The sequence below is a fragment of the Cytobacillus sp. QJM3NY_8 genome (assembly GCF_056173585.1).
In genome coordinates, this window is the sequence record NZ_CM149681.1 from 462,396 (window position 1) to 484,188 (window position 21,793).

At 44.2% G+C, this 21,793-nt stretch carries 15 protein-coding genes, 11 tRNA genes and 3 rRNA genes; 24 read left to right on the top strand and 5 right to left on the bottom strand.

The window, feature by feature from the left end; genetic code table 11:
• The 4 genes from AC0VZ9_RS02385 (at nucleotide 1) to AC0VZ9_RS02400 (ending at nucleotide 4,630) form a co-directional block, all read left to right on the top strand.
• Nucleotides 1–618, top strand: a complete 618-nt coding sequence (locus AC0VZ9_RS02385) for a DUF3298 and DUF4163 domain-containing protein (RefSeq protein WP_251175337.1) — start codon at nucleotides 1–3, stop codon at nucleotides 616–618.
• Nucleotides 619–780: 162 nt separating this feature from the next.
• On the top strand, nucleotides 781–1,581 hold the full coding sequence (locus AC0VZ9_RS02390; RefSeq protein WP_019380068.1) for a MurR/RpiR family transcriptional regulator: 801 nt from the start codon (nucleotides 781–783) through the stop codon (nucleotides 1,579–1,581).
• Between the two features lie 132 nt (nucleotides 1,582–1,713).
• Nucleotides 1,714–3,285, top strand: a complete 1,572-nt coding sequence (locus AC0VZ9_RS02395; RefSeq protein WP_019380067.1) for a PTS transporter subunit EIIC — start codon at nucleotides 1,714–1,716, stop codon at nucleotides 3,283–3,285.
• The gene (locus tag AC0VZ9_RS02400) at nucleotides 3,272–4,630 is read left to right on the top strand and encodes a 6-phospho-alpha-glucosidase (protein ID WP_009335872.1); all 1,359 of its coding nucleotides are present in this window, start codon (nucleotides 3,272–3,274) and stop codon (nucleotides 4,628–4,630) included. The genes AC0VZ9_RS02395 and AC0VZ9_RS02400 overlap by 14 nt, the downstream gene beginning before the upstream one ends.
• 272 nt (nucleotides 4,631–4,902) lie before the next feature.
• On the opposite strand, the gene ahpF is transcribed toward AC0VZ9_RS02400, so the two are convergent.
• Together ahpF and ahpC are read right to left on the bottom strand one after the other, a co-directional pair.
• On the bottom strand, nucleotides 4,903–6,432 hold the full coding sequence (ahpF, locus tag AC0VZ9_RS02405) for an alkyl hydroperoxide reductase subunit F (RefSeq protein WP_217027920.1): 1,530 nt from the start codon (nucleotides 6,430–6,432) through the stop codon (nucleotides 4,903–4,905).
• A gap of 14 nt (nucleotides 6,433–6,446) precedes the next feature.
• A complete protein-coding gene (gene ahpC / locus AC0VZ9_RS02410; RefSeq protein ID WP_475396995.1) occupies nucleotides 6,447–7,010 on the bottom strand; it encodes an alkyl hydroperoxide reductase subunit C in 564 nt (187 codons plus the stop codon).
• A 607-nt stretch (nucleotides 7,011–7,617) separates the two neighbouring features.
• Between ahpC and AC0VZ9_RS02415 the strand changes: the two genes are divergently transcribed.
• The 4 genes from AC0VZ9_RS02415 to AC0VZ9_RS02430 all read left to right on the top strand — a co-directional run bounded on the left by AC0VZ9_RS02415 (nucleotide 7,618) and on the right by AC0VZ9_RS02430 (nucleotide 10,839).
• Nucleotides 7,618–7,971 (top strand): PadR family transcriptional regulator, encoded by a 354-nt coding sequence (locus AC0VZ9_RS02415; protein ID WP_009335869.1) that lies wholly within the window; start codon nucleotides 7,618–7,620, stop codon nucleotides 7,969–7,971.
• On the top strand, nucleotides 7,952–8,734 hold the full coding sequence (locus tag AC0VZ9_RS02420) for a hypothetical protein (protein ID WP_009335868.1): 783 nt from the start codon (nucleotides 7,952–7,954) through the stop codon (nucleotides 8,732–8,734). The genes AC0VZ9_RS02415 and AC0VZ9_RS02420 overlap by 20 nt, the downstream gene beginning before the upstream one ends.
• The gene (locus tag AC0VZ9_RS02425; RefSeq protein WP_009335867.1) at nucleotides 8,727–9,068 is read left to right on the top strand and encodes a zinc ribbon domain-containing protein YjdM; all 342 of its coding nucleotides are present in this window, start codon (nucleotides 8,727–8,729) and stop codon (nucleotides 9,066–9,068) included. The genes AC0VZ9_RS02420 and AC0VZ9_RS02425 overlap by 8 nt, the downstream gene beginning before the upstream one ends.
• 139 nt (nucleotides 9,069–9,207) lie before the next feature.
• Nucleotides 9,208–10,839 carry an ATP-binding protein gene (locus AC0VZ9_RS02430; protein WP_475396996.1) on the top strand — a complete coding sequence of 544 codons (1,632 nt, stop codon included), beginning with the start codon at nucleotides 9,208–9,210 and terminating at the stop codon, nucleotides 10,837–10,839.
• Between the two features lie 46 nt (nucleotides 10,840–10,885).
• On the opposite strand, the gene AC0VZ9_RS02435 is transcribed toward AC0VZ9_RS02430, so the two are convergent.
• Together AC0VZ9_RS02435 and AC0VZ9_RS02440 are read right to left on the bottom strand one after the other, a co-directional pair.
• The gene (locus AC0VZ9_RS02435) at nucleotides 10,886–11,719 is read right to left on the bottom strand and encodes an aldo/keto reductase (RefSeq protein WP_217027925.1); all 834 of its coding nucleotides are present in this window, start codon (nucleotides 11,717–11,719) and stop codon (nucleotides 10,886–10,888) included.
• Nucleotides 11,720–11,735: 16 nt separating this feature from the next.
• Complete coding sequence (locus AC0VZ9_RS02440; RefSeq protein ID WP_019380062.1) at nucleotides 11,736–12,944, bottom strand: MFS transporter; 1,209 nt, start codon at nucleotides 12,942–12,944, stop codon at nucleotides 11,736–11,738.
• A 288-nt stretch (nucleotides 12,945–13,232) separates the two neighbouring features.
• Between AC0VZ9_RS02440 and AC0VZ9_RS02445 the strand changes: the two genes are divergently transcribed.
• Nucleotides 13,233–13,562 carry a winged helix-turn-helix transcriptional regulator gene (locus AC0VZ9_RS02445; protein WP_009335863.1) on the top strand — a complete coding sequence of 110 codons (330 nt, stop codon included), beginning with the start codon at nucleotides 13,233–13,235 and terminating at the stop codon, nucleotides 13,560–13,562.
• Nucleotides 13,563–13,614: 52 nt separating this feature from the next.
• Here AC0VZ9_RS02445 and AC0VZ9_RS02450 read toward each other — a convergent pair whose 3' ends face one another.
• Nucleotides 13,615–13,938 carry a hypothetical protein gene (locus tag AC0VZ9_RS02450; protein WP_009335862.1) on the bottom strand — a complete coding sequence of 108 codons (324 nt, stop codon included), beginning with the start codon at nucleotides 13,936–13,938 and terminating at the stop codon, nucleotides 13,615–13,617.
• Nucleotides 13,939–14,065: 127 nt separating this feature from the next.
• On the opposite strand from AC0VZ9_RS02450, the gene AC0VZ9_RS02455 reads away from it, so the two are divergent.
• The 15 genes from AC0VZ9_RS02455 (at nucleotide 14,066) to AC0VZ9_RS02525 (ending at nucleotide 21,793) form a co-directional block, all read left to right on the top strand.
• A complete protein-coding gene (locus AC0VZ9_RS02455; RefSeq protein WP_009335861.1) occupies nucleotides 14,066–15,004 on the top strand; it encodes an alpha/beta hydrolase in 939 nt (312 codons plus the stop codon).
• Between the two features lie 341 nt (nucleotides 15,005–15,345).
• Nucleotides 15,346–16,895, top strand: a 16S ribosomal RNA gene (locus AC0VZ9_RS02460).
• 300 nt (nucleotides 16,896–17,195) lie between these two features.
• A 23S ribosomal RNA gene (locus AC0VZ9_RS02465) occupies nucleotides 17,196–20,131 on the top strand.
• Between the two features lie 203 nt (nucleotides 20,132–20,334).
• Nucleotides 20,335–20,451, top strand: a 5S ribosomal RNA gene (rrf, locus tag AC0VZ9_RS02470).
• The 16S, 23S and 5S rRNA genes sit together here with 11 tRNA genes alongside, the layout of an rRNA operon.
• A gap of 23 nt (nucleotides 20,452–20,474) precedes the next feature.
• Nucleotides 20,475–20,549: transfer RNA gene (locus AC0VZ9_RS02475), tRNA-Glu, on the top strand.
• A gap of 4 nt (nucleotides 20,550–20,553) precedes the next feature.
• A tRNA-Val gene (locus tag AC0VZ9_RS02480) sits at nucleotides 20,554–20,629 on the top strand.
• A gap of 174 nt (nucleotides 20,630–20,803) precedes the next feature.
• Nucleotides 20,804–20,879: transfer RNA gene (locus AC0VZ9_RS02485), tRNA-Lys, on the top strand.
• Between the two features lie 15 nt (nucleotides 20,880–20,894).
• Nucleotides 20,895–20,979, top strand: a tRNA-Leu gene (locus tag AC0VZ9_RS02490).
• Between the two features lie 6 nt (nucleotides 20,980–20,985).
• Nucleotides 20,986–21,060 (top strand) — tRNA-Gly (locus tag AC0VZ9_RS02495).
• A gap of 7 nt (nucleotides 21,061–21,067) precedes the next feature.
• Nucleotides 21,068–21,144: transfer RNA gene (locus AC0VZ9_RS02500), tRNA-Arg, on the top strand.
• A gap of 5 nt (nucleotides 21,145–21,149) precedes the next feature.
• Nucleotides 21,150–21,226: transfer RNA gene (locus tag AC0VZ9_RS02505), tRNA-Pro, on the top strand.
• Nucleotides 21,227–21,247: 21 nt separating this feature from the next.
• Nucleotides 21,248–21,323, top strand: a tRNA-Ala gene (locus AC0VZ9_RS02510).
• Nucleotides 21,324–21,341: 18 nt separating this feature from the next.
• Nucleotides 21,342–21,418 (top strand) — tRNA-Met (locus tag AC0VZ9_RS02515).
• Between the two features lie 23 nt (nucleotides 21,419–21,441).
• Nucleotides 21,442–21,534 (top strand) — tRNA-Ser (locus AC0VZ9_RS02520).
• 185 nt (nucleotides 21,535–21,719) lie between these two features.
• Nucleotides 21,720–21,793, top strand: a tRNA-Met gene (locus AC0VZ9_RS02525).

Genomic DNA, 21,793 nt, shown 5'->3' on the forward strand with positions numbered 1-21,793 from the left:
GTGGCAATCAACTTTCCAGTAGGCATCAAAACGGTGACAATCAGCAGCGGGCCGACTAAAGTGGTTTATTATCCCCGTGTGAAAGGAATGCAAAATAAGCAGCTGCAGCAATTTATTAACAGTACAATTGTCCGACAAAACCAGCAGATCATTAACGAGCAGACAGGCAATATGGATACAACCGTGGTTGATTTGTATGGATACTATGAGATTAAAAATAATCAGCGTGATGTACTGAGTTTGTCCTTGAACAATTATGTATATCACTATCATGCTGCCCATGGAATGACAGTTATAAAATCGCTGACATTTGACCTTCAGAAGAGAAGGCAGGTGGAGCTTAAGGATTTATTCAAGCCGGGAAGTGACTATGTAAAAAGAATATCCGAGCTGATTAAGGTGCAAATCAAGGAGCGTGATATACCGCTCTTAGTAGACTTTAAAGCAATCAGGCCAGATCAGGACTTTTATATAGCGGATAAAGCACTGATCATCTATTTCCAGCTGTATGAAATAACGCCTTATGCTTATGGATTCCCGATGTTTCCGATTTCCGTTTATGCACTGCAGGATATTATTGATGAAAATGGGCCGCTGGGGAGGATGGCGGTGAATTAAAGTTAAAAGGAAAGCTGCTTTAATGCGGCATTCCTTTTTTGCTGTAGAAAGGTAAATTCTTTTGATGTCGCCTATATAATAGTAGGATATTAATAATAGAAGCAATGTAAATAGAACCAGCCGGTCATAATAAGAAAAATGAGATGTAAAGAGGATGAATCAATGGATAATGCAGAGAAGATATATTTAGATTATACAATTGATAAAGACTTGAATCAGTCAGAGAAAGAGATTCTTTCTTTTTTAATTAAAAGCAAGATAGATGACCAGCATTTAAGTATACGGAAAGCAGCGGATGAGCTGTTTGTTTCAACTACATCCATCATTCGTTTGTGTAAAAAGCTGGGGTTTAGCGGATACAGTGAGTTTGTATATAATCTTGGTCTGAAAGTGAAGAAGGTGCATAGTTCAGATGCTGAATCAGTAGAAGAGATCCATCGTCCATTGGAAGCGAGCATCAATGAATTTATAAAAAATATCAGAACTACATTTGATTACATAGATGAGGAAAGCATCCAGGAATTTTTAAATGAAATTGAAAAGCATAAGATGATTTATTTTTATGGAGCAGGCTTTTCTACGCTGTTCTCCAATTATCTTGCTAAGAAATTGGAGCTTTTCGGGTATTATGTTTCAAATACATCGACTAGTGACAGCAGGGCGATTTTCTTTAATAATATCCAGAAGTATCGGCTGATGATTGTCTTTTCGCGATCTGGAGAGACAAGCAAGGTAATTGAAAAAGTCCAAATTGCTAAGGAAAAGGGGTTAAAGACCGTCCTGTTCACAGGAAATGATAAAAGCACGACAGCGAAATTGGCCGATATTGTGTTTACTATTCTCGATCCGACAATTGAATCCCAGCGTGAATTTGAGATCACATCGTTTGAGTCTAATATGTTTATGTTCATTGATATTATCCTGATTTTAGCGATTAAAAAGGGGATTATCAAAGAGTATTAAGCCCTGTAACATGTTACTTTATTTAGTGACATTGTACAGATTCCTTCATTCCCATTCCTTCCGCTAATAATCCAAGCTATACTGTGGATGTGAAATGATAGCGTTTACTTTTATTTAGAAAGGAAGACATCTATGAAACAAGTGGTGAATGGTCTCCAGCTATTTGGAAAATCCTTGTTTGCCCCGATTTTAATATTGCCGATCATTGGTCTTTTCATTGCGTTTGGCAATGTGTTTGGAAACGGGAACCTGGCACAGTACGTCCCGCTTCTTGAAAATCCGATAATACAAAATATCGGAAAGTTTATCTCTTCTTCGGCAGTTTCGATACTTCAGAATCTCGCATTGATCTTTGCGGTCGGCATTCCGATCGGGTTAGCAAAGAAAGATAAAGGTTATGCAGCATTAACAGGTCTAGTAACCTTTGTCATTTTTATTAATGCGATGCATCAGGTCCTGAATCTTTCAGAGCGTTTAGTTCCTGCAGAGGAGATGCAAATTTCCGGACAGGCAATGGTATTGAATGTTCAAGTTTTAGAGATGGGTGTGTTCGCAGGTATTTTAATCGGAGCTTTAGTTGGTGTTCTTCATAATAAATATTGCGATACAGAATTCAAAGGTGTTTTTTCCATCTATTCAGGTCATCGTTTTGTAGCTATTTTAGCAATACCAAGTGCAATGGTTCTAGGGGCGCTTGCAGCCGAGTTTTGGCCGATTGTTCAAAATGGAATTACAGCGCTGGCTAATGGTATCCGAAGCTTAGGGGACTTTGGTTTCCTTATCTATGGCTTCCTGGAAAGAATCCTGATTCCGACAGGACTACATCACCTTGTTTATACACCGTTCTTATATACAGAACTGGGCGGAACGACAACTGTTGCAGGAGAAGTTGTCCATGGGGCAAGGAATATTTATTTTGCTGAAATGGCTGACCCAAGTGTGGCTGTATTAAGCAGCACAGTAAACTGGGATGCACGCGGCCTGGCAAAGATGTTCGGATTAATTGGTGCAGCTTTAGCTATGTACGTTACGGCTGATAAAAATAAAAAAGCGATGGCAAAAGCGATTCTCCTGCCGGCAGCCGTCACTTCATTCCTGCTTGGGGTAACGGAGCCAATTGAATTCGCGTTCCTATTTACTGCTCCAATCCTGTTTTTTATCCATGCAGTTCTGGCTGGTACAGGAATGATGCTCTTAAATGTCTTTGGTGTTCATGCAATCGGCGCGAATGGCGTTATTGATTTCCTGCTTTATAATTTGCCGCTTGGTACAGAAAAGTCCAATTGGCCTATGTTCATTGTCGTAGGTCTGATTATGTTTGCTGCCTATTTTATCATCTTCAGATTCCTGATCCTGAAATTAAACCTGAAAACACCTGGCCGTGAAGAAGGTACAGAGGAAACTGTCCAGCCAGCAGAAGTTCAGACAAAAGGGAATGCAGCAGCAGGGTCTCCTCTAGGTGAAACGATTGTAACTGCACTTGGCGGAAGCGGAAATATTGAAAATGTAGATAATTGTTATACAAGATTAAGACTTGTTTTAAAGGATCCAAATGCAGTAGATGAACAGCTGTTAAAAGAAACTGGATCAAAAGGAGTCATCAAGTCAGGCAACAATGTTCAAGTTGTATATGGTCTGAACGTAAAGTCTGTTCGAGATCAAGTTGATCAAAAACTGGGAGGACTAAATTATGAAAATGTATAAATTAGCGATTGCGGGCGGCGGAAGCACGTATACACCAGGAATTGTGAGAAGCTTAATGGATAGATTAGAAGATTTGCCATTATCCGAGATTAGATTTTACGATATTGATGGAGAGCGCCAATCGAAAGTAGCAGTCGCTGCTAAAGCGGTTATTGCAGAATATACAGATTCTATTAAAATAACCGAGACAACTGATCCGGAAACAGCATTTGAAGATGCAGACTTTGTATTTGCGCAAATGCGTGTCGGCAAATATGCGATGAGGGAGCTTGATGAGAAAATACCTCTGTCACATAATGTAGTAGGTCAGGAAACGTGCGGGCCTGGCGGATTGGCGTATGGTTTAAGAACGATTTTCCCTATGGTAGAACTTATTGATGATGTAGAAAAATATGCGAAGGAATCGTGCTGGATTGTCAACTATTCAAATCCTGCTTCAATCGTAGCAGAAGGTGTGCGGAAGCTGCGCCCTAATGCAAAGGTTATTAACATCTGCGATATGCCTGTAGCAACGATGCGCAACATGGCGGGCATCCTTGGAGTGGAGAGAGAAGACCTTGTGGTAGATTACTTTGGATTAAATCACTTTGGCTGGTTCACCAAAGTAGAAGTGGACGGAGAAGACCGCCTTCCGGAGCTTCGTGAGCATATCAGCAAATGGGGACTGCTGACAGAGGACATCTCTAAAATTGATTATCGCCATGCTGATTCTTCCTGGATTAAGACATTTAAAAATATTAAGCCGATCATGGATTTCTTCCCGGATTATATTCCTAATCCATACCTGCAGTATTACCTGTTGCCGGATTATATTGTGGAGAATTCAAATAAAGAGCATACCCGTGCCAATGAGGTTATGGAAGGAAGAGAAAAGTCTTTGTTTGAAACAATTAGAAAATTTGAAGAGACTGGCATCTTGGATGATGCGTTTCATGTGGGTGTACACGGAATTTTTATTGTAGATGTTACTGTATCCATTGCACAGAATCTGGCAAAACGATATCTTGTAATGGTAGAAAACAATGGAACAATTCCTAACCTGCCGGCAGATGCCATGATCGAAGTGCCTGCACTTATTACCAATAAAGGACCTGTTCCTGAGTATGTCGGGGAAATTCCATATTTCCACAAAGCCATGATTGAACAGCAATTGGCATCCGAAAAAATTTTGGTGGAAGCCATAACAGAGGGGTCTTATGAAAAAGCATTACAGGCATTCACGCTTAACAAGACAATTCCATCTGCCATTGTTGCTAAAAAGGTTTTAGATGATCTGATTGAAGCCAACAAGGAGTATTGGCCAACACTTGAGAAGAAATATAAAGAAGGCTCATTGGTACACTGATAGAATGGAAGGGCACAGGCTATGTCTGTGCTCTTTTTCTATTTCAATCAAACATTTGATTGAAAAGGTGGAAGTTGTTATAGGCGGTGCTTTTCAACTTAGTGTTGTTCATTCGGACAGGAGAAGAAGAAAACCGAGTTGGTGAGTCCGAACACAGTGCTTATTCGGACAGGGGAAGGGGAACTAAGAAAGAATGAGTCTGAACCAAATTCCATGGTGCTCAAAAATAAACCGCTTCCTGCCAAAGGCAGGAAGCGGTTTTAGGTTAAAAATTAATTACGGATCAGATAGTCAAACGCACCCAAAGCTGCCGTTGCACCAGATCCCATGGAGATGATGATTTGCTTGTAGGCACTGTCTGTACAGTCTCCTGCAGCAAATACACCAGGGATGTTTGTGGCACCGTGCTTGTCCACGACGATTTCGCCGAAGCGAGTACGCTCGATCTGGTCGCCTAACCAATCTGTGTTAGGAACCAGGCCGATTTGGACGAATACACCTTGCAGTTCAACATGGTGTTGTTTTTCTGTCTCACGATCCATGTATGAAATACCGTTTACTTTATCAGTTCCGGTAATTTCAGTTGTCTGAGCATTTGTGACAACCGTTACGTTTGGAAGGCTGTTCAGACGTTCCTGCAGAACGGCATCTGCTTTCAATTCAGAATTGAATTCGATAACCGTTACATGGTTAACAATCCCTGCAAGGTCAATGGCTGCTTCAACACCCGAGTTGCCTCCGCCGATAACAGCTACGTCTTTGCCTTCAAATAATGGGCCATCACAGTGAGGGCAGTAAGCAACCCCTTTGTTTTTGAACTCTGCTTCACCTGGCACGTTGACATTTCTCCAGCGTGCACCAGTTGAAAGGATGACTGATTTACTTTTCAGTACAGCACCATTTTCAAGTTCAATTTCAACAAGGTCCTTCTTTTCAAGTCTCTTTGCACGCTGCAGATTCATGACATCGATGCCATAATCTTTCACATGTTCCTCAAGGCTTGCAACAAGTTTAGGGCCTTCTGTATGCTTCACACTAATAAAGTTTTCGATGCCTAAAGTATCCATTACCTGGCCGCCAAAGCGTTCAGCAACGATGCCGGTGCGGATGCCTTTGCGTGCAGCATAGATTGCCGCGCTTGATCCCGCAGGGCCGCCGCCAATGACAAGCACATCATAAGGATCCTTATCTGCAAACTCTGATGCGTCAGGGCCTGTTCCCATTTTCGCCAGAATTTCTTCAAGGGACATACGGCCGCTGCCGAATGATTCGCCATTTAGAAGAACTGTCGGCACTGCCATGATTTCTTTAGCATCTACTTCTTCTTTGTAAGCAGCACCATCGATCATTGTGTGTGAAATATTAGGGTTAAGAACACTCATGACGTTAAGAGCCTGTACTACATCAGGGCAGTTGTGGCAGCTTAAGCTGACATAAGTTTCAAAACGATATTCGCCCTCAATCTTCTTCACCTGGTCGATGACTTTCTGGTCAACCTTAGGTGCCCTACCGCTAACTTGAAGCAGAGCAAGCACTAAGGAAGTAAATTCATGTCCAAGAGGAATGCCGGCAAAGGTAATGCCAGTATCTTCACCTGGACGATTTACACTAAAGCTTGGCGTCCTTTGTAATTCAGTGCGCTCAACTTTAATGCGGGAGGACATATTGGCTAGCTCATCTACTAAAGCCAGCATGTCGCTGGATACTTTATCTGATCCAGCGCTGACTTTTAGAAGGATGTCGCCCTCCATCATCTGAAGATATTGAGCTAATTGTGCTTTTATATCTGCATCAAGTAACATGATTATCGTGCTCCTTAGATTTTACCTACTAGATCAAGGCTTGGCTTAAGTGTTTCAGATCCTTCTTTCCACTTAGCCGGGCAAACTTCACCTGGGTTGTTGCGTACATATTGAGCTGCTTTAAGCTTGCTTACAACCTGGCTTGCGTCACGGCCAATTCCGCCAGCGTTGATTTCAACAGTTTGGATGATGCCATCTGGATCGATGATGAATGTTCCGCGTTCAGCCAATCCATCTTCTTCGTTCAGAACTTCGAAGTTGCGGGAAATTCTTTGGTTAGGGTCACCAACCATAACGTATTCAATCTTGTTGATTGTTTCTGAGTTATCGTGCCATGCTTTATGAGTGAAGTGAGTATCAGTTGATACAGAATAAACTTCTGCTCCCATATCTTTTAAAGTTGCATATTCATTTTGAAGATCTTCTAATTCAGTAGGACATACGAATGTGAAGTCTGCTGGGTAGAAGCATACTACGCTCCACTTTCCTTTGAAGTTTTCTTCAGTAACATCGATGAAATCACCATTATGGTAAGCTTTTGCTGCAAATGGTAGTACTTCTGAACCGATTAATGCCATGATAAAATTCCTCCTTAAATGGTTGAGTGATATGATTATTAATTAAATAGCGAACTATTTAATAATAATTCTAATTCGGTAATAATTATCATATACGATATATTTTTTGTCAAGGGATAAGCTGTGAAAATTTGCTCCTTTTCGGCTGAAGGGCGAAAACTTTAAGTGGCAAGATAAGACTCCGATGTTTAATTGCGCTTTTTTTAGGGTGAAATCAGTACGGCATGGAACTTTTAAAGCAGCCTTAAGCTCCTTAATTACAGTATAACTCTTCCTTATTTTGAATACCCTTTTTTTGCCTCAATCAATCTCAACTAATATGAGATTTAAGTTTATAATTGAGAATGTGTTTAAAAACGGCGGCCGATGATCAGGTGCTGGTCCACATTCACTTATTATTCCCTCTTTGGGTAAAAACAATCGATATGGCAGTAAAAATAGTTCAATCAAACGTTTGATTGATTAGAGTAAAAAATTACCTGGTTTTTACAAGAATACCTTGCATTACAATATAGTGAGAGGTATAGTAAGAGTATATCTTGTATTGCAAGGTAGTTAACTGCAGGTTATTATCTTGTAATACAAGGTAGTGGAGGGAGTAAGGTCAATGTCAGATACCACGCAAATGTTAAAAGGAATTCTGGACGGTTGTTTATTAGCCATAATTAAAGAAGGGGAGATTTATGGGTATGAATTGGCGGCGAAATTGGAGTCATATGGATTTCACTCATTGAGCGAAGGCACTATTTATCCGCTGCTTCTGCGTATGCAAAAAGAAGGACTGATCAGTGCTACTTTGCGAAAGTCAACAGCTGGACCTAAACGAAAATATTACACATTAACTGAAAAAGGCGAGCAGGAGCTGGAGTTATTTATCGGGCGCTGGGAACAGGTAAGTTCATCTGTTGACAATGTATTAAATAAAAAGGGGGATATGAAGAATGGTCTCAAAGGAGTCTGAACAGTTTTTGTCAGAGCTTCGTTTTTACCTGATGTCAAAAGGAAAAAACGATGATGAAATAAATGAAATAACAGAAGAGCTTGAAGTGCATTTAATGGAAGCTGAAGCCGATGGGAAAGATGTGTCTCATATTATCGGGGATAGCCCAAAGCAATATATGAAAAGCATCGGGGAATCAATGAGTACCGATTACCGTCAGATTGCGGGGCTGGTGCCGCTGATGGTCCTTTTGCTGGGTGCTTATATCAGCATTGGTCCTGCAATTGAAGGGAAATTCTCATTATCCAAAGGTACACTTTGGATCGCTGTTATCACAGGAGTAATTGCAGTCGGAGCTTATGGTCTTCTGATTTTCAGAGTGCTTCCTAAATTTCTTCATTCCAAGTGGGGAGCGGTTCTTCTTTTAGTAACCAGCATGGCTGTTACAGGCTCAATGGTCTTAATTTTACTATGGAATCAGAAACAGGGATTTGAACCGATTTTTACTGCAACACCATATCAGAATAATGTTATTGTGGCAATTTGTGCGGTCATATTTATCGTATCTGCTATTTATACAAAAACATGGTTTACGATTATATTACCCGTTTTTTTGTCTGCGGGATCCATTGCCAATCGGTTTATTCCTCAGGACGTGAATGAAGATTCAACATATATCTTATATACTGTTATAGCATTCATTATTATAGCGGCTGTCATGATATTCGTATTCATGGCTAAAAGGAAAAAAATGCTGAACAATGGAGGAAAACGAAATGTCTAGCTTGCCTAATTGCCCGAAATGCAGTTCAGAGTATACGTACGAGGACGGGATGCTCTTTGTATGTCCGGTATGTGCACATGAGTGGACAGCTGAATCCGAAATCAATAGTTTCGAGGACGAAAAGTTGATTAAGGATTCTAATGGAAATGTACTTACTGATGGAGATACGGTATCAGTCATTAAAGATCTTAAAGTGAAAGGCACTTCTTCTGTTATTAAGATTGGAACCAAGGTTAAAAACATTCGCATCGTGGATGGGGATCATGATATTGAATGTAAGATCGATGGCTTTGGCGCCATGAAGCTTAAGTCGGAGTTTGTGAAGAAAGTGTAACGAAAAAGGCCTATCCTTTCAGGATTGGCCTTTTAAAATATCCTTTTGGGGGTACTAAAATAGTAGTGGAAAGGTCACCATCTCTGGTTTATGATAAAGAAAGAATATTAAGAATTTCTCAAAATAGGTGGGAGCCTCCTTGATACTATTAGACTACATTGTCAATCTCTCTATTTTTTCATTATTGGTCAGTGTGCCTTTAATTCTCCGCTCGTTTATCAGTCATAAACCGCTCAAGGACCTGCATCTTTTGGGCGGCATTTATGCAGGAATTATTTCTGTCATTCTTGTGGGGTTATCTTTTAACGAGCAGGGTTATTCCTATGATATTCGTTATGCCATTCTGATTTTGGTATTTTCCTATTTAGGGCCAGGGGCAGGGATTATTACCGCAATTATTGCTCTTGTCACAAGGCTTGCAATCAGTGAGAATTGGCTGCCTGCCATAATAGGGTTATTGCTTATTTTGATTGCTTTTACAGTCATACATAAATATTGCCGCCAACATAAGGCAGTTAGAAAAACGGCCATATTATATGGTGTGTATTGTGCCATTTATATTATAACGGTACCGATAATTTTTAATGTTTTTAGGGACAGCCCGATTTTTCACCTGCAATATATTCTGTTTGTGGGGCTTGGTGTCATTGTTGGGAGTTTGCTGATTGAATCCTATGAACGATTGATTCGAATCATCACAGAAAAAAAGCGGATGGAAAAGACGCTGGAAGAAAGTGAATCTAAATACCGGCTAATCGCTGAAAATACATCAGACCTAATCGCAGTTATGGACAGGGATCGCAGTTTAAGTTATTTATCTCCGTCTCATGAGCTTGTATTAGGATATGAAGTAGCAGAATTGCAAAATATGGAAGTTGATTTTGTTATTCATCCAGATGAAGCGGAGTATTTTCAGGCAGGCATGCAAAGGATATTCGAAAATAATGAGAGTATGGCAATGGAGTTCCGCCTAAAACACAGAGGAGGCCATTGGATTGAATTTGAGTCACGGTGTATGCCGGTTGAGGGTGAAAATGGTGTTATCGAGCATGTTGTCATGATTAGCAGAGATATTTCTGAGCGAAAAAAAGCAGAGGAATTTCTTTTGCAGTCTGAGAAACTATCGATTGTCGGGGAGCTTGCAGCCGGGGTTGCCCATGAAATCAGAAACCCGCTTACAACCATCAAAGGGTTTCTGCAGCTTTATAAGAGCGGCAATAGCCAAATTAATGCATTGCTGCTTAGCGAACTGGAGCGCATTGAAAATATCACCACTGAAATGCTTTCGCTTGGAAAACCGCAGGCCATTCAAATGGACACGGCTAAGTTAACGGATATTATAGAGAATACAGTCGAGTTATTATCCCCCCAGGCAAATATGAACGGTATCCAGTTCAAGCTGAATTTTGCAGGTGGTGACTTTTTGATATCATGTGAAAAAAATCAAATCAAGCAGGTTTTTTTGAATATCTTAAAAAACGCCATGGAGGCTATGGAAAAAGGAGGGGATATTGAGATTTCCCTCAAGGATAATAATGAAGGGGAATGTATTGTCTCCTTTCAGGATCAGGGATGCGGAATACCTGACGAATTTCTGCCGAGACTGGGAGAACCTTTTTATACACTAAAAGAAAAAGGGACTGGTCTGGGACTTATGATTTGCCATAAAATCATTAAGCAGCACCATGGCAGCATCGTATATAAAAGCAAGATTGGTGAAGGTACTTTAATAGAGATTACATTGCCGCTTTTAAGGCAGAAAATTCGTTAAACAAATAAGAAAAGACGAGGAGTCTGCTGCTCCTCGCCTCTTTTATTTAGAAATCAAAGTTGTCAGGATCTGGTCCAACGCGTAAATGTTCATCTAAAGAATCAATCAATTCCATGTCCTGCTGAGATAGTTCAAAATCGAATAAATCTGCATTTTCTTTGATGCGATGAGGCTTTGTTGACTTAGGGATGACAATAATGCTGTTTTGCAGGTGCCACCTTAGGACAATTTGTGCAATGGATTTTCCATGTTTTTCAGCCAGTTCCTTAAGGATCTCATTTTCAAATAATCCGCCCTGCATTAGTGGAGCCCACGCTTCAATGTGCATATCATGTTTGGCGGCAAAGGCGCGGAGTTCAGTTTGAGCCAATTTAGGGTGCAATTCAATTTGATTAATCATTGGTTTGATCTCAGCTGTTTTCAATAGATTTTCTAAATGGCGGATCTGAAAGTTGCTGACGCCAATCGTTTTGATTTTACCTTCTTTATATAAGTCTTCCAATGCTCTCCAAGTTTCTGTGTATTTCCCCTCAACAGGCCAATGGATCAAATAAAGGTCAAGATATTCAAGTCCCATTTTCTCCAATGAGGTGTTAAACGCCTTAAGTGTTGCTTCATAGCCCTGGTCGGAATTCCAGACTTTTGAAGTGATAAAGAGTTCCTCTCTATTAATGCCAGACTGGCGGATGGCTTCTCCCACCCATTCCTCGTTGCCATAGATGGATGCTGTGTCGATGCTTCTATATCCAATTTCAATTGCCGCTTTTACAGCGGTTATTAGTTCTTCTTCCTTTTCTACTTTAAATACGCCAAGGCCAACCATGGGCATTTTAACTCCGTTTGCAAGTGCTGCAGTACTTGATAAAGATAGATTATTCATATAAGACACTCCTTAATTAGTTAGTTTGTTTGTTTTGTTTCTCAAGTTTTTTTAGCCATCCCGTCAGAAATACGGCCCCAAGCACCATTACTCCGCCTATCCACGGTGTGTGAATTAAGCCAATCGAGTCGACGATCAGTCCGCCTGCAAATGAGCCGATAGCAATTCCGATGTTAAAGGCAGCGATATTTAATGCAGAAGCAACATTGACAGCAGAAGGAACATATTTCTCTGCCAGGTTCACCACGAGAATTTGAAGGCCGGGCACATTCATGAAAGCAAATAAGCCCATTAGGAAAATAGCAGCAAGACCAAGAATTTTAAAAGGTGCTGCAAAGGTAAGCAGGACAAGAATAAAGGCTTGCAGAGCGAACATCCAAAACAATGCTTTTAATGGATCCCTGTCTGAAGCTTTTCCGCCAAGAACATTGCCTATTGCCACGGCCACTCCGTAAGCGAGCAGAATGATACTGACCCATTTTGGGCTAAACCCTGTTACATCTTCGAGAAGCGGAGTCAGGTAGGTAAAAGCAACGAATGTTCCGCCGTATCCCAATGCGGTAATGCTAAAAGCTAAAAGCAGTTTTCCGCTGCTTAGAATTTTCAGCTGTTCACTAAACTTAGAAGCTGGTGCTTGCTTAAGGTTTTTGGGAACAAGTATGGCACTGGCGATAATTCCAATTACCCCAAGCAGTGCAACTCCCAAAAATGTGGCTCTCCAGCCAAATGTCTGCCCGATAAACGTTCCGAGCGGTACACCTGTCACGGTTGCAACAGTCAAACCAGTGAACATAAAGGCTATCGCACTGGCGCGTTTGTTCTCTGGAACTAAATCAGCGGCTATGGTCGAGCCTATTGAGAAAAAGATTCCGTGTGAAAATGCTGTAATGAAACGTGCAGCCAGCAAAAGGGAAAAAGAGGTAGACAGGGCTGCGACAGAATTTCCGATGATAAACAAAACCATTAATGACATGAGAAGAAACTTTCTGTTCATTTTACTTGTCAAAGCAGTTAGTACAGGTGCTCCAATGGCAACTCCCATGGCATAGCCCGAAATCAATAAACCTGCTAATGTAATGGAAATTCCTAAATCACCTGAAATGGTCGACAGCAGCCCAACAGGCACAAACTCTGTGGTGCCAATACCGAATGCACTGATTGCGAGTGCAAGCAGGGCAGGAGTGCCGCCTTTTTCTTTTTGTGCATTTATAGCAATAGAACTCATTGGCAATGAATCCTCCTTATATTTAAAGTATGGGATGGAGCAAAGACATTATAGCCAGGCGCCTTGGCCATACAGTCTTGATGAAAGATATTATGGAGCATGCCAAACATGGTGAACAGTACGTACTTTAAAGTAATGCAGGTACTAAAAAGTAACCTATGGTCAATTTCACCATTTTGTTTTATGCTTCCCTATGCTATTATGGATGGCATGATTCGAAATGAATAGTACGCACTTTAAAGTAATGTAGGTACTTTTTAGTGCCTACCAAACAGAGGGGGAAGGAAGTTGGCTTACAATATTCCGGTAGAAGCTACATTAGATGTGATTGGCGGGAAGTGGAAAGTTGTAATCATGTGTCATTTAATTAAAGGTGAAAAGCGTACTAGCGAGCTTAAGCGGCTTATGCCTGGGATTACACAAAAAATGCTGACTCAGCAGCTGCGCGAACTTGAAGCGGATGGCGTTGTAAACCGTGCTGTTTTTGATCAAGTTCCTCCTAAGGTTGTCTATTCATTAACAGATTATGGATGGTCACTTCGCCCAATCCTGGATGCAATGTGCAATTGGGGGGAAGGACATATTGAATTAACAGGCGGAGAGCTTGTAGAACAATAAAAAACAAGGACTCGTATGCTTAAGGCAAACGAGTCTTTTTTATGTGGCGGAGCTATTTACTCTTTATTTGTTCGCGGATGCTCTCAAGCTCCTCAAGCGATAATGAGCCAAGTGATTTCTTTATTTCTTCCTCGATTTGTTTCTTATTAGTTTCCCTGTATTGGTCCCACCATTCCCGAAGGCCTTCCGTATTTGCAAGCAAATACTCGATATCGATTTCTTCCACCTCATCATCCGACAGATAATTCAATACAGCAGCTAACATTCGATTCAGCTTGCTGACCTCATTTTCACTTTTTTCATTTGCACTTGATGATTCTGCAGTATCTTTTTTGCTCTCATCATCTCTGCCTTCTGCAGCTGCTTTCTTTGGCATGAATTCACCCCTTTCTATTGCAAATAAGATTTGCAATTAGTATTGCCTTAAAAAATTTAATAAAAAACTGAACGTTTTATATTAGTAAGCGTCTTATATGTAAAGTCGCTGCATAGGGGTGCTGATAATGAAAGAACGTGAGATTGATTTTAAAACAGATGTAAACCTCAAGGGAACAGTGAGCCTTCCGAAGAAGTCAGAAGGGAAATTTCCTCTTGTTGTTATATTTCATGGCTCAGGTCCAGTTGACCGGGATGGCAATGCAAAGGTTATGCAGATGAATGCTTATAAGTTGCTTGCTGAGTTTTTTGCTTCCATTGGGGTGGCAGTTCTCAGATATGATAAGCGGGGAGCAGGAATAAGCGGCGGTGATTTTTATGAAACAGGAATGTGGGATTTAGTTAATGATGGGATAGCCGCCGTGAAGGCGGCACGAGAGCTGCCGGAAATCAATCCTGAAAGAATCTTCCTGCTGGGTCATAGCGAAGGATGCTCCTTAATTCCTCCTATTAATAGGCAGGCAGATGCTGCGGGAATAATCCTGCTTGCCGGTAACGCGGATAATGTCAGAAAGGCTTCTGAATTACAAGCAAGACTGCTGGAAGAGGAAGTTAATGAGATGAAGGGAGTTAATGGTGTTCTTCTTCGTGCTTTAAACGTTCATAAAACTGCTGTCTCCAAACAAAAGAAGGTTTTCGATGAATTGATGGGATCGGAGAAGACGGTGATGAAAAAAGGATTTACAAAGATTAATGCAAAATGGGCACGAGAGCATTTTCAATATAATATAAAAGAAGATTTGGCCGCGATTACATGTCCAGTTCTTGCAATTACCGGGAAGAAAGATGTTCAAGTAAATCCTGATCATGTGCATCTTTTTGCTGAAAAAGTGAATGGCCGGGCTGAGAGCTATAATGTGCCGAAGATGAACCATCTCCTTAGGGACCAGGAAGAAGAAGCTTCCATAGTTAAGCTGAAGTCAATTTATAAAGGGAGTCTTTCAAAGCCATTGAGCGCTGAAATGCTGAACATAATTGAAAATTGGGCTAAAAGCTATATTCTATAAAGAAGAGAAGCTGCATGTGCGCAGTGTAGAGAAATTTATTGTTCATGCAAATTTTTTTATAAAGTATTGACTTCGGCGTCTATATTATTGTAAGATAGTTTTTGTCGCTTAGAGGTATTCACAAATCGGCGGCAAATATAAGCTTTTAAACTGTTTGAACATCAAACAGAAAAAAATAAAAAAGATTGTTGACTTCTTAAAGTGAAGATGGTAAGATTAATTTCGTTGTCACTTCGAAAGAAGTTAGCACATTAGTTCTTTGAAAACTAAACAAAACAGAAACGTCAACGTTAATTCTTTAGTCTTTTTTGAAAAGACAACTTATGAGCTTAATCAACTCTTATATGGAGAGTTTGATCCTGGCTCAGGACGAACGCTGGCGGCGTGCCTAATACATGCAAGTTGAGCGGACAGATGGGAGCTTGCTCCCTGAAGTCAGCGGCGGACGGGTGAGTAACACGTGGGCAACCTGCCTGTAAGACTGGGATAACTCCGGGAAACCGGGGCTAATACCGGATAATTCTTTCCCTCACATGAGGGAAAGCTGAAAGATGGTTTCGGCTATCACTTACAGATGGGCCCGCGGCGCATTAGCTAGTTGGTGAGGTAACGGCTCACCAAGGCAACGATGCGTAGCCGACCTGAGAGGGTGATCGGCCACACTGGGACTGAGACACGGCCCAGACTCCTACGGGAGGCAGCAGTAGGGAATCTTCCGCAATGGACGAAAGTCTGACGGAGCAACGCCGCGTGAGTGATGAAGGTTTTCGGATCGTAAAACTCTGTTGTTAGGGAAGAACAAGTACCGGAGTAACTGCCGGTACCTTGACGGTACCTAACCAGAAAGCCACGGCTAACTACGTGCCAGCAGCCGCGGTAATACGTAGGTGGCAAGCGTTGTCCGGAATTATTGGGCGTAAAGCGCGCGCAGGCGGTTCCTTAAGTCTGATGTGAAAGCCCCCGGCTCAACCGGGGAGGGTCATTGGAAACTGGGGAACTTGAGTGCAGAAGAGAAGAGTGGAATTCCACGTGTAGCGGTGAAATGCGTAGAGATGTGGAGGAACACCAGTGGCGAAGGCGACTCTTTGGTCTGTAACTGACGCTGAGGCGCGAAAGCGTGGGGAGCAAACAGGATTAGATACCCTGGTAGTCCACGCCGTAAACGATGAGTGCTAAGTGTTAGAGGGTTTCCGCCCTTTAGTGCTGCAGCAAACGCATTAAGCACTCCGCCTGGGGAGTACGGCCGCAAGGCTGAAACTCAAAGGAATTGACGGGGGCCCGCACAAGCGGTGGAGCATGTGGTTTAATTCGAAGCAACGCGAAGAACCTTACCAGGTCTTGACATCTCCTGACAACCCTAGAGATAGGGCGTTCCCCTTCGGGGGACAGGATGACAGGTGGTGCATGGTTGTCGTCAGCTCGTGTCGTGAGATGTTGGGTTAAGTCCCGCAACGAGCGCAACCCTTGATCTTAGTTGCCAGCATTCAGTTGGGCACTCTAAGGTGACTGCCGGTGACAAACCGGAGGAAGGTGGGGATGACGTCAAATCATCATGCCCCTTATGACCTGGGCTACACACGTGCTACAATGGATGGTACAAAGGGCTGCGAGACCGCGAGGTTAAGCGAATCCCATAAAACCATTCTCAGTTCGGATTGCAGGCTGCAACTCGCCTGCATGAAGCCGGAATCGCTAGTAATCGCGGATCAGCATGCCGCGGTGAATACGTTCCCGGGCCTTGTACACACCGCCCGTCACACCACGAGAGTTTGTAACACCCGAAGTCGGTGGGGTAACCTTTTGGAGCCAGCCGCCTAAGGTGGGACAGATGATTGGGGTGAAGTCGTAACAAGGTAGCCGTATCGGAAGGTGCGGCTGGATCACCTCCTTTCTAAGGATATTTACATGAAACGTGACGCTTTCTGTTTTTGTTTAGTTTTGAGGGAACTAATCTCTCAAGATATCGTTCTTTGAAAACTAGATAATGTTAATGAAGAAGCAATAACCGAGTGATCGCCATCTTAGTTTTTTTCTCTTATTTTGAAAATAAGTAAGAGCACAAACCATGAGGACGATGAGCGGCAAGGAGATCAAGGAAGCGACCGAGTGAGCACCGGAGCGTACTTCAGTACGTGAGGAGCGGAGCGAGAGAGCTGACGCAGAGATCCGCAGTCGATCAGCGGCCGAAGTAGGTTAAGTTAGAAAGGGCGCACGGTGAATGCCTTGGCACTAGGAGCCGATGAAGGACGGTACTAACACCGATATGCTTCGGGGAGCTGTAAGTAAGCTTTGATCCGGAGATTTCCGAATGGGGAAACCCCCTATCCGTAATGGGATAGGATCTTTACCTGAATACATAGGGTATAGAAGGCAGACCCGGGGAACTGAAACATCTAAGTACCCGGAGGAAGAGAAAGCAAACGCGATTCCCTGAGTAGCGGCGAGCGAAACGGGATTAGCCCAAACCAAGAGGCTTGCCTCTTGGGGTTGTAGGACACTCTACACGGAGTTACAAAGGAACGAGGTAAATGAACAGGTCTGGAAAGGCCGGCCAGAGAAGGTAAAAGCCCTGTAGTTGAAACTTCGTTCCCTCCAGAGTGGATCCTGAGTACGGCGGGACACGAGAAATCCCGTCGGAAGCAGGGAGGACCATCTCCCAAGGCTAAATACTCCCTAGTGACCGATAGTGAACCAGTACCGTGAGGGAAAGGTGAAAAGCACCCCGGAAGGGGAGTGAAAGAGATCCTGAAACCGTGTGCCTACAAGTAGTTAGAGCCCGTTAATGGGTGATAGCGTGCCTTTTGTAGAATGAACCGGCGAGTTACGATTACATGCGAGGTTAAGTTGATGAGACGGAGCCGCAGCGAAAGCGAGTCTGAATAGGGCGAATGAGTATGTGGTCGTAGACCCGAAACCAGGTGATCTACCCATGTCCAGGGTGAAGTCCAGGTAACACTGGATGGAGGCCCGAACCCACGCACGTTGAAAAGTGCGGGGATGAGGTGTGGGTAGCGGAGAAATTCCAATCGAACTTGGAGATAGCTGGTTCTCTCCGAAATAGCTTTAGGGCTAGCCTCATGTAGTAAGAGTCTTGGAGGTAGAGCACTGTTTGGACTAGGGGCCCCCATCGGGTTACCGAATTCAGACAAACTCCGAATGCCAAAGACTTATCCATGGGAGTCAGACTGCGAGTGATAAGATCCGTAGTCAAGAGGGAAACAGCCCAGACCACCAGCTAAGGTCCCAAAGTATACGTTAAGTGGAAAAGGATGTGGAGTTGCTTAGACAACCAGGATGTTGGCTTAGAAGCAGCCACCATTTAAAGAGTGCGTAATAGCTCACTGGTCGAGTGACTCCGCGCCGAAAATGTACCGGGGCTAAACGTATCACCGAAGCTGTGGATTGACATCTTACGATGTCAGTGGTAGGAGAGCGTTCTAAGGGCGTTGAAGCCAGACCGCAAGGACTGGTGGAGCGCTTAGAAGTGAGAATGCCGGTATGAGTAGCGAAAGATGGGTGAGAATCCCATCCACCGAATGCCTAAGGTTTCCTGAGGAAGGCTCGTCCGCTCAGGGTTAGTCGGGACCTAAGCCGAGGCTGAAAAGCGTAGGCGATGGACAACAGGTTGATATTCCTGTACCACCTCTTTACCGTTTGAGCAATGGGGGGACGCAGGAGGATAGGGTAAGCGCGCTGCTGGATTAGCGCGTCCAAGCAGTTAGGCCGGTAACGAGGCAAATCCCGTTACCACACAGGCTGAGCTGTGACGGCGAGGGAAATTTAGTACCGAAGTTCCTGATTCCACACTGCCAAGAAAAGCCTCTAGCGAGGGAAAAGGTGCCCGTACCGCAAACCGACACAGGTAGGCGAGGAGAGAATCCTAAGGTGAGCGAGAGAACTCTCGTTAAGGAACTCGGCAAAATGACCCCGTAACTTCGGGAGAAGGGGTGCTCATTAGGGTGAATAGCCCTGATGAGCCGCAGTGAATAGGCCCAGGCGACTGTTTAGCAAAAACACAGGTCTCTGCGAAGCCGCAAGGCGAAGTATAGGGGCTGACGCCTGCCCGGTGCTGGAAGGTTAAGAGGAGAGGTTAGCGCAAGCGAAGCTTTGAATCGAAGCCCCAGTAAACGGCGGCCGTAACTATAACGGTCCTAAGGTAGCGAAATTCCTTGTCGGGTAAGTTCCGACCCGCACGAAAGGCGTAACGATCTGGGCACTGTCTCAACGAGAGACTCGGTGAAATTATAGTACCTGTGAAGATGCAGGTTACCCGCGACAGGACGGAAAGACCCCGTGGAGCTTTACTGTAGCCTGATATTGAATTTTGGTACAGCTTGTACAGGATAGGTAGGAGCCTGAGAAGCCGGAGCGCCAGCTTCGGTGGAGGCGTCGGTGGGATACTACCCTGGCTGTATTGAAATTCTAACCCGCGCCCCTTATCGGGGCGGGAGACAGTGTCAGGTGGGCAGTTTGACTGGGGCGGTCGCCTCCTAAAAAGTAACGGAGGCGCCCAAAGGTTCCCTCAGAATGGTTGGAAATCATTCGCAGAGTGTAAAGGCACAAGGGAGCTTGACTGCGAGACCTACAAGTCGAGCAGGGACGAAAGTCGGGCTTAGTGATCCGGTGGTTCCGCATGGAAGGGCCATCGCTCAACGGATAAAAGCTACCCCGGGGATAACAGGCTTATCTCCCCCAAGAGTCCACATCGACGGGGAGGTTTGGCACCTCGATGTCGGCTCATCGCATCCTGGGGCTGTAGTCGGTCCCAAGGGTTGGGCTGTTCGCCCATTAAAGCGGTACGCGAGCTGGGTTCAGAACGTCGTGAGACAGTTCGGTCCCTATCCGTCGTGGGCGCAGGAAATTTGAGAGGAGCTGTCCTTAGTACGAGAGGACCGGGATGGACGCACCGCTGGTGTACCAGTTGTCTTGCCAAAGGCATCGCTGGGTAGCTATGTGCGGAAGGGATAAGTGCTGAAAGCATCTAAGCATGAAGCCCCCCTCGAGATGAGATTTCCCATAGCGTCAAGCTAGTAAGATCCCTGAAAGATGATCAGGTTGATAGGTCAGAGGTGGAAGCGTGGCGACATGTGGAGCTGACTGATACTAATCGATCGAGGACTTAACCAAAACGAAAAGCGGAGGCGACTGTTCAACTTCGAGAGACGTTGGAGAGCCGGCCATTCAAATCCTGGTTTTGGGATTTGGAGGGACGGATCGAAACGGCCGAGAAGTTAGGAGCCGAAGCTAGACAAGTCATTGGTGAATACTCGGCAAATGCTTCTTCATGCATTATCTAGTTTTGAGGGAACGAAGTTTCTTCAACCAAATAGTCCGGTGGCGATAGCGAGAAGGTCACACCCGTTCCCATACCGAACACGGAAGTTAAGCTTCTCAGCGCCGATGGTAGTTAGGGGCTGTCCCCTTGTGAGAGTAGGACGCTGCCGGGCACCCTAATTGGGTAATTATATATGGCCCCTTGGTCAAGCGGTTAAGACACCGCCCTTTCACGGCGGTAACACGGGTTCGAATCCCGTAGGGGTCACCATTTTGGAGGATTAGCTCAGCTGGGAGAGCATCTGCCTTACAAGCAGAGGGTCGGCGGTTCGATCCCGTCATCCTCCACCATAACTTTTGAAAAAGCTATTTGCTACTCTTAAGGTATGAGCCATTAGCTCAGTCGGTAGAGCAGATTGCAGCATCAGTGAGACTCTTCACCCGAATAGCAATCTGTGACAAAGCGGTTTAGCTTTGGAACATCTGACTGTACTTATCAGAATTTAGGAAATCTCATAAAAGTATGAGCCATTAGCTCAGTCGGTAGAGCATCTGACTTTTAATCAGAGGGTCGAAGGTTCGAGTCCTTCATGGCTCACCATTTTAATTTCATATTGCGGGTGTGGCGGAATTGGCAGACGCACCAGACTTAGGATCTGGCGCCGCAAGGCGTGGGGGTTCGACTCCCTTCACCCGCACCATTTTAAGCGGAAGTAGTTCAGTGGTAGAACATCACCTTGCCAAGGTGGGGGTCGCGGGTTCGAATCCCGTCTTCCGCTCCATTATTTTGCGCCCGTAGCTCAATTGGATAGAGCGTTTGACTACGGATCAAAAGGTTAGGGGTTCGACTCCTCTCGGGCGCGCCATATTACGGGGAGTAGCTCAGCTTGGTAGAGCACTTGGTTTGGGACCAAGGGGTCGCAGGTTCGAATCCTGTCTTCCCGACCAGGGACACTTCTTTTATTACATGGGGCCTTAGCTCAGCTGGGAGAGCGCCTGCTTTGCACGCAGGAGGTCAGCGGTTCGATCCCGCTAGGCTCCACCATAAATATTTAGTCACATTGGCGGTGTAGCTCAGCTGGCTAGAGCGTACGGTTCATACCCGTGAGGTCGGGGGTTCGATCCCCTCCGCCGCTACCAATATGCTTATTTTGTATCATATCGGAGGAATACCCAAGTCCGGCTGAAGGGATCGGTCTTGAAAACCGACAGGCGGGTCAAACCGCGCAGGGGTTCGAATCCCCTTTCCTCCTCCATATTTTATTTAATAATACTATCGCGGGGTGGAGCACGACCGAATAATCTTCGAAGGAATTACTTCAGCGCACCGATTGAGTTGCTGCTTGGATAATCTTTCTGAAATCGGGGCGGTACTTCATTGAATAAGCTGCGAGATGAAATGCTAGATGTGAGCATAGAATAATCACATTAATAATACTATCGCGGGGTGGAGCAGTCCGGTAGCTCGTCGGGCTCATAACCCGAAGGTCGTAGGTTCAAATCCTGCCCCCGCAA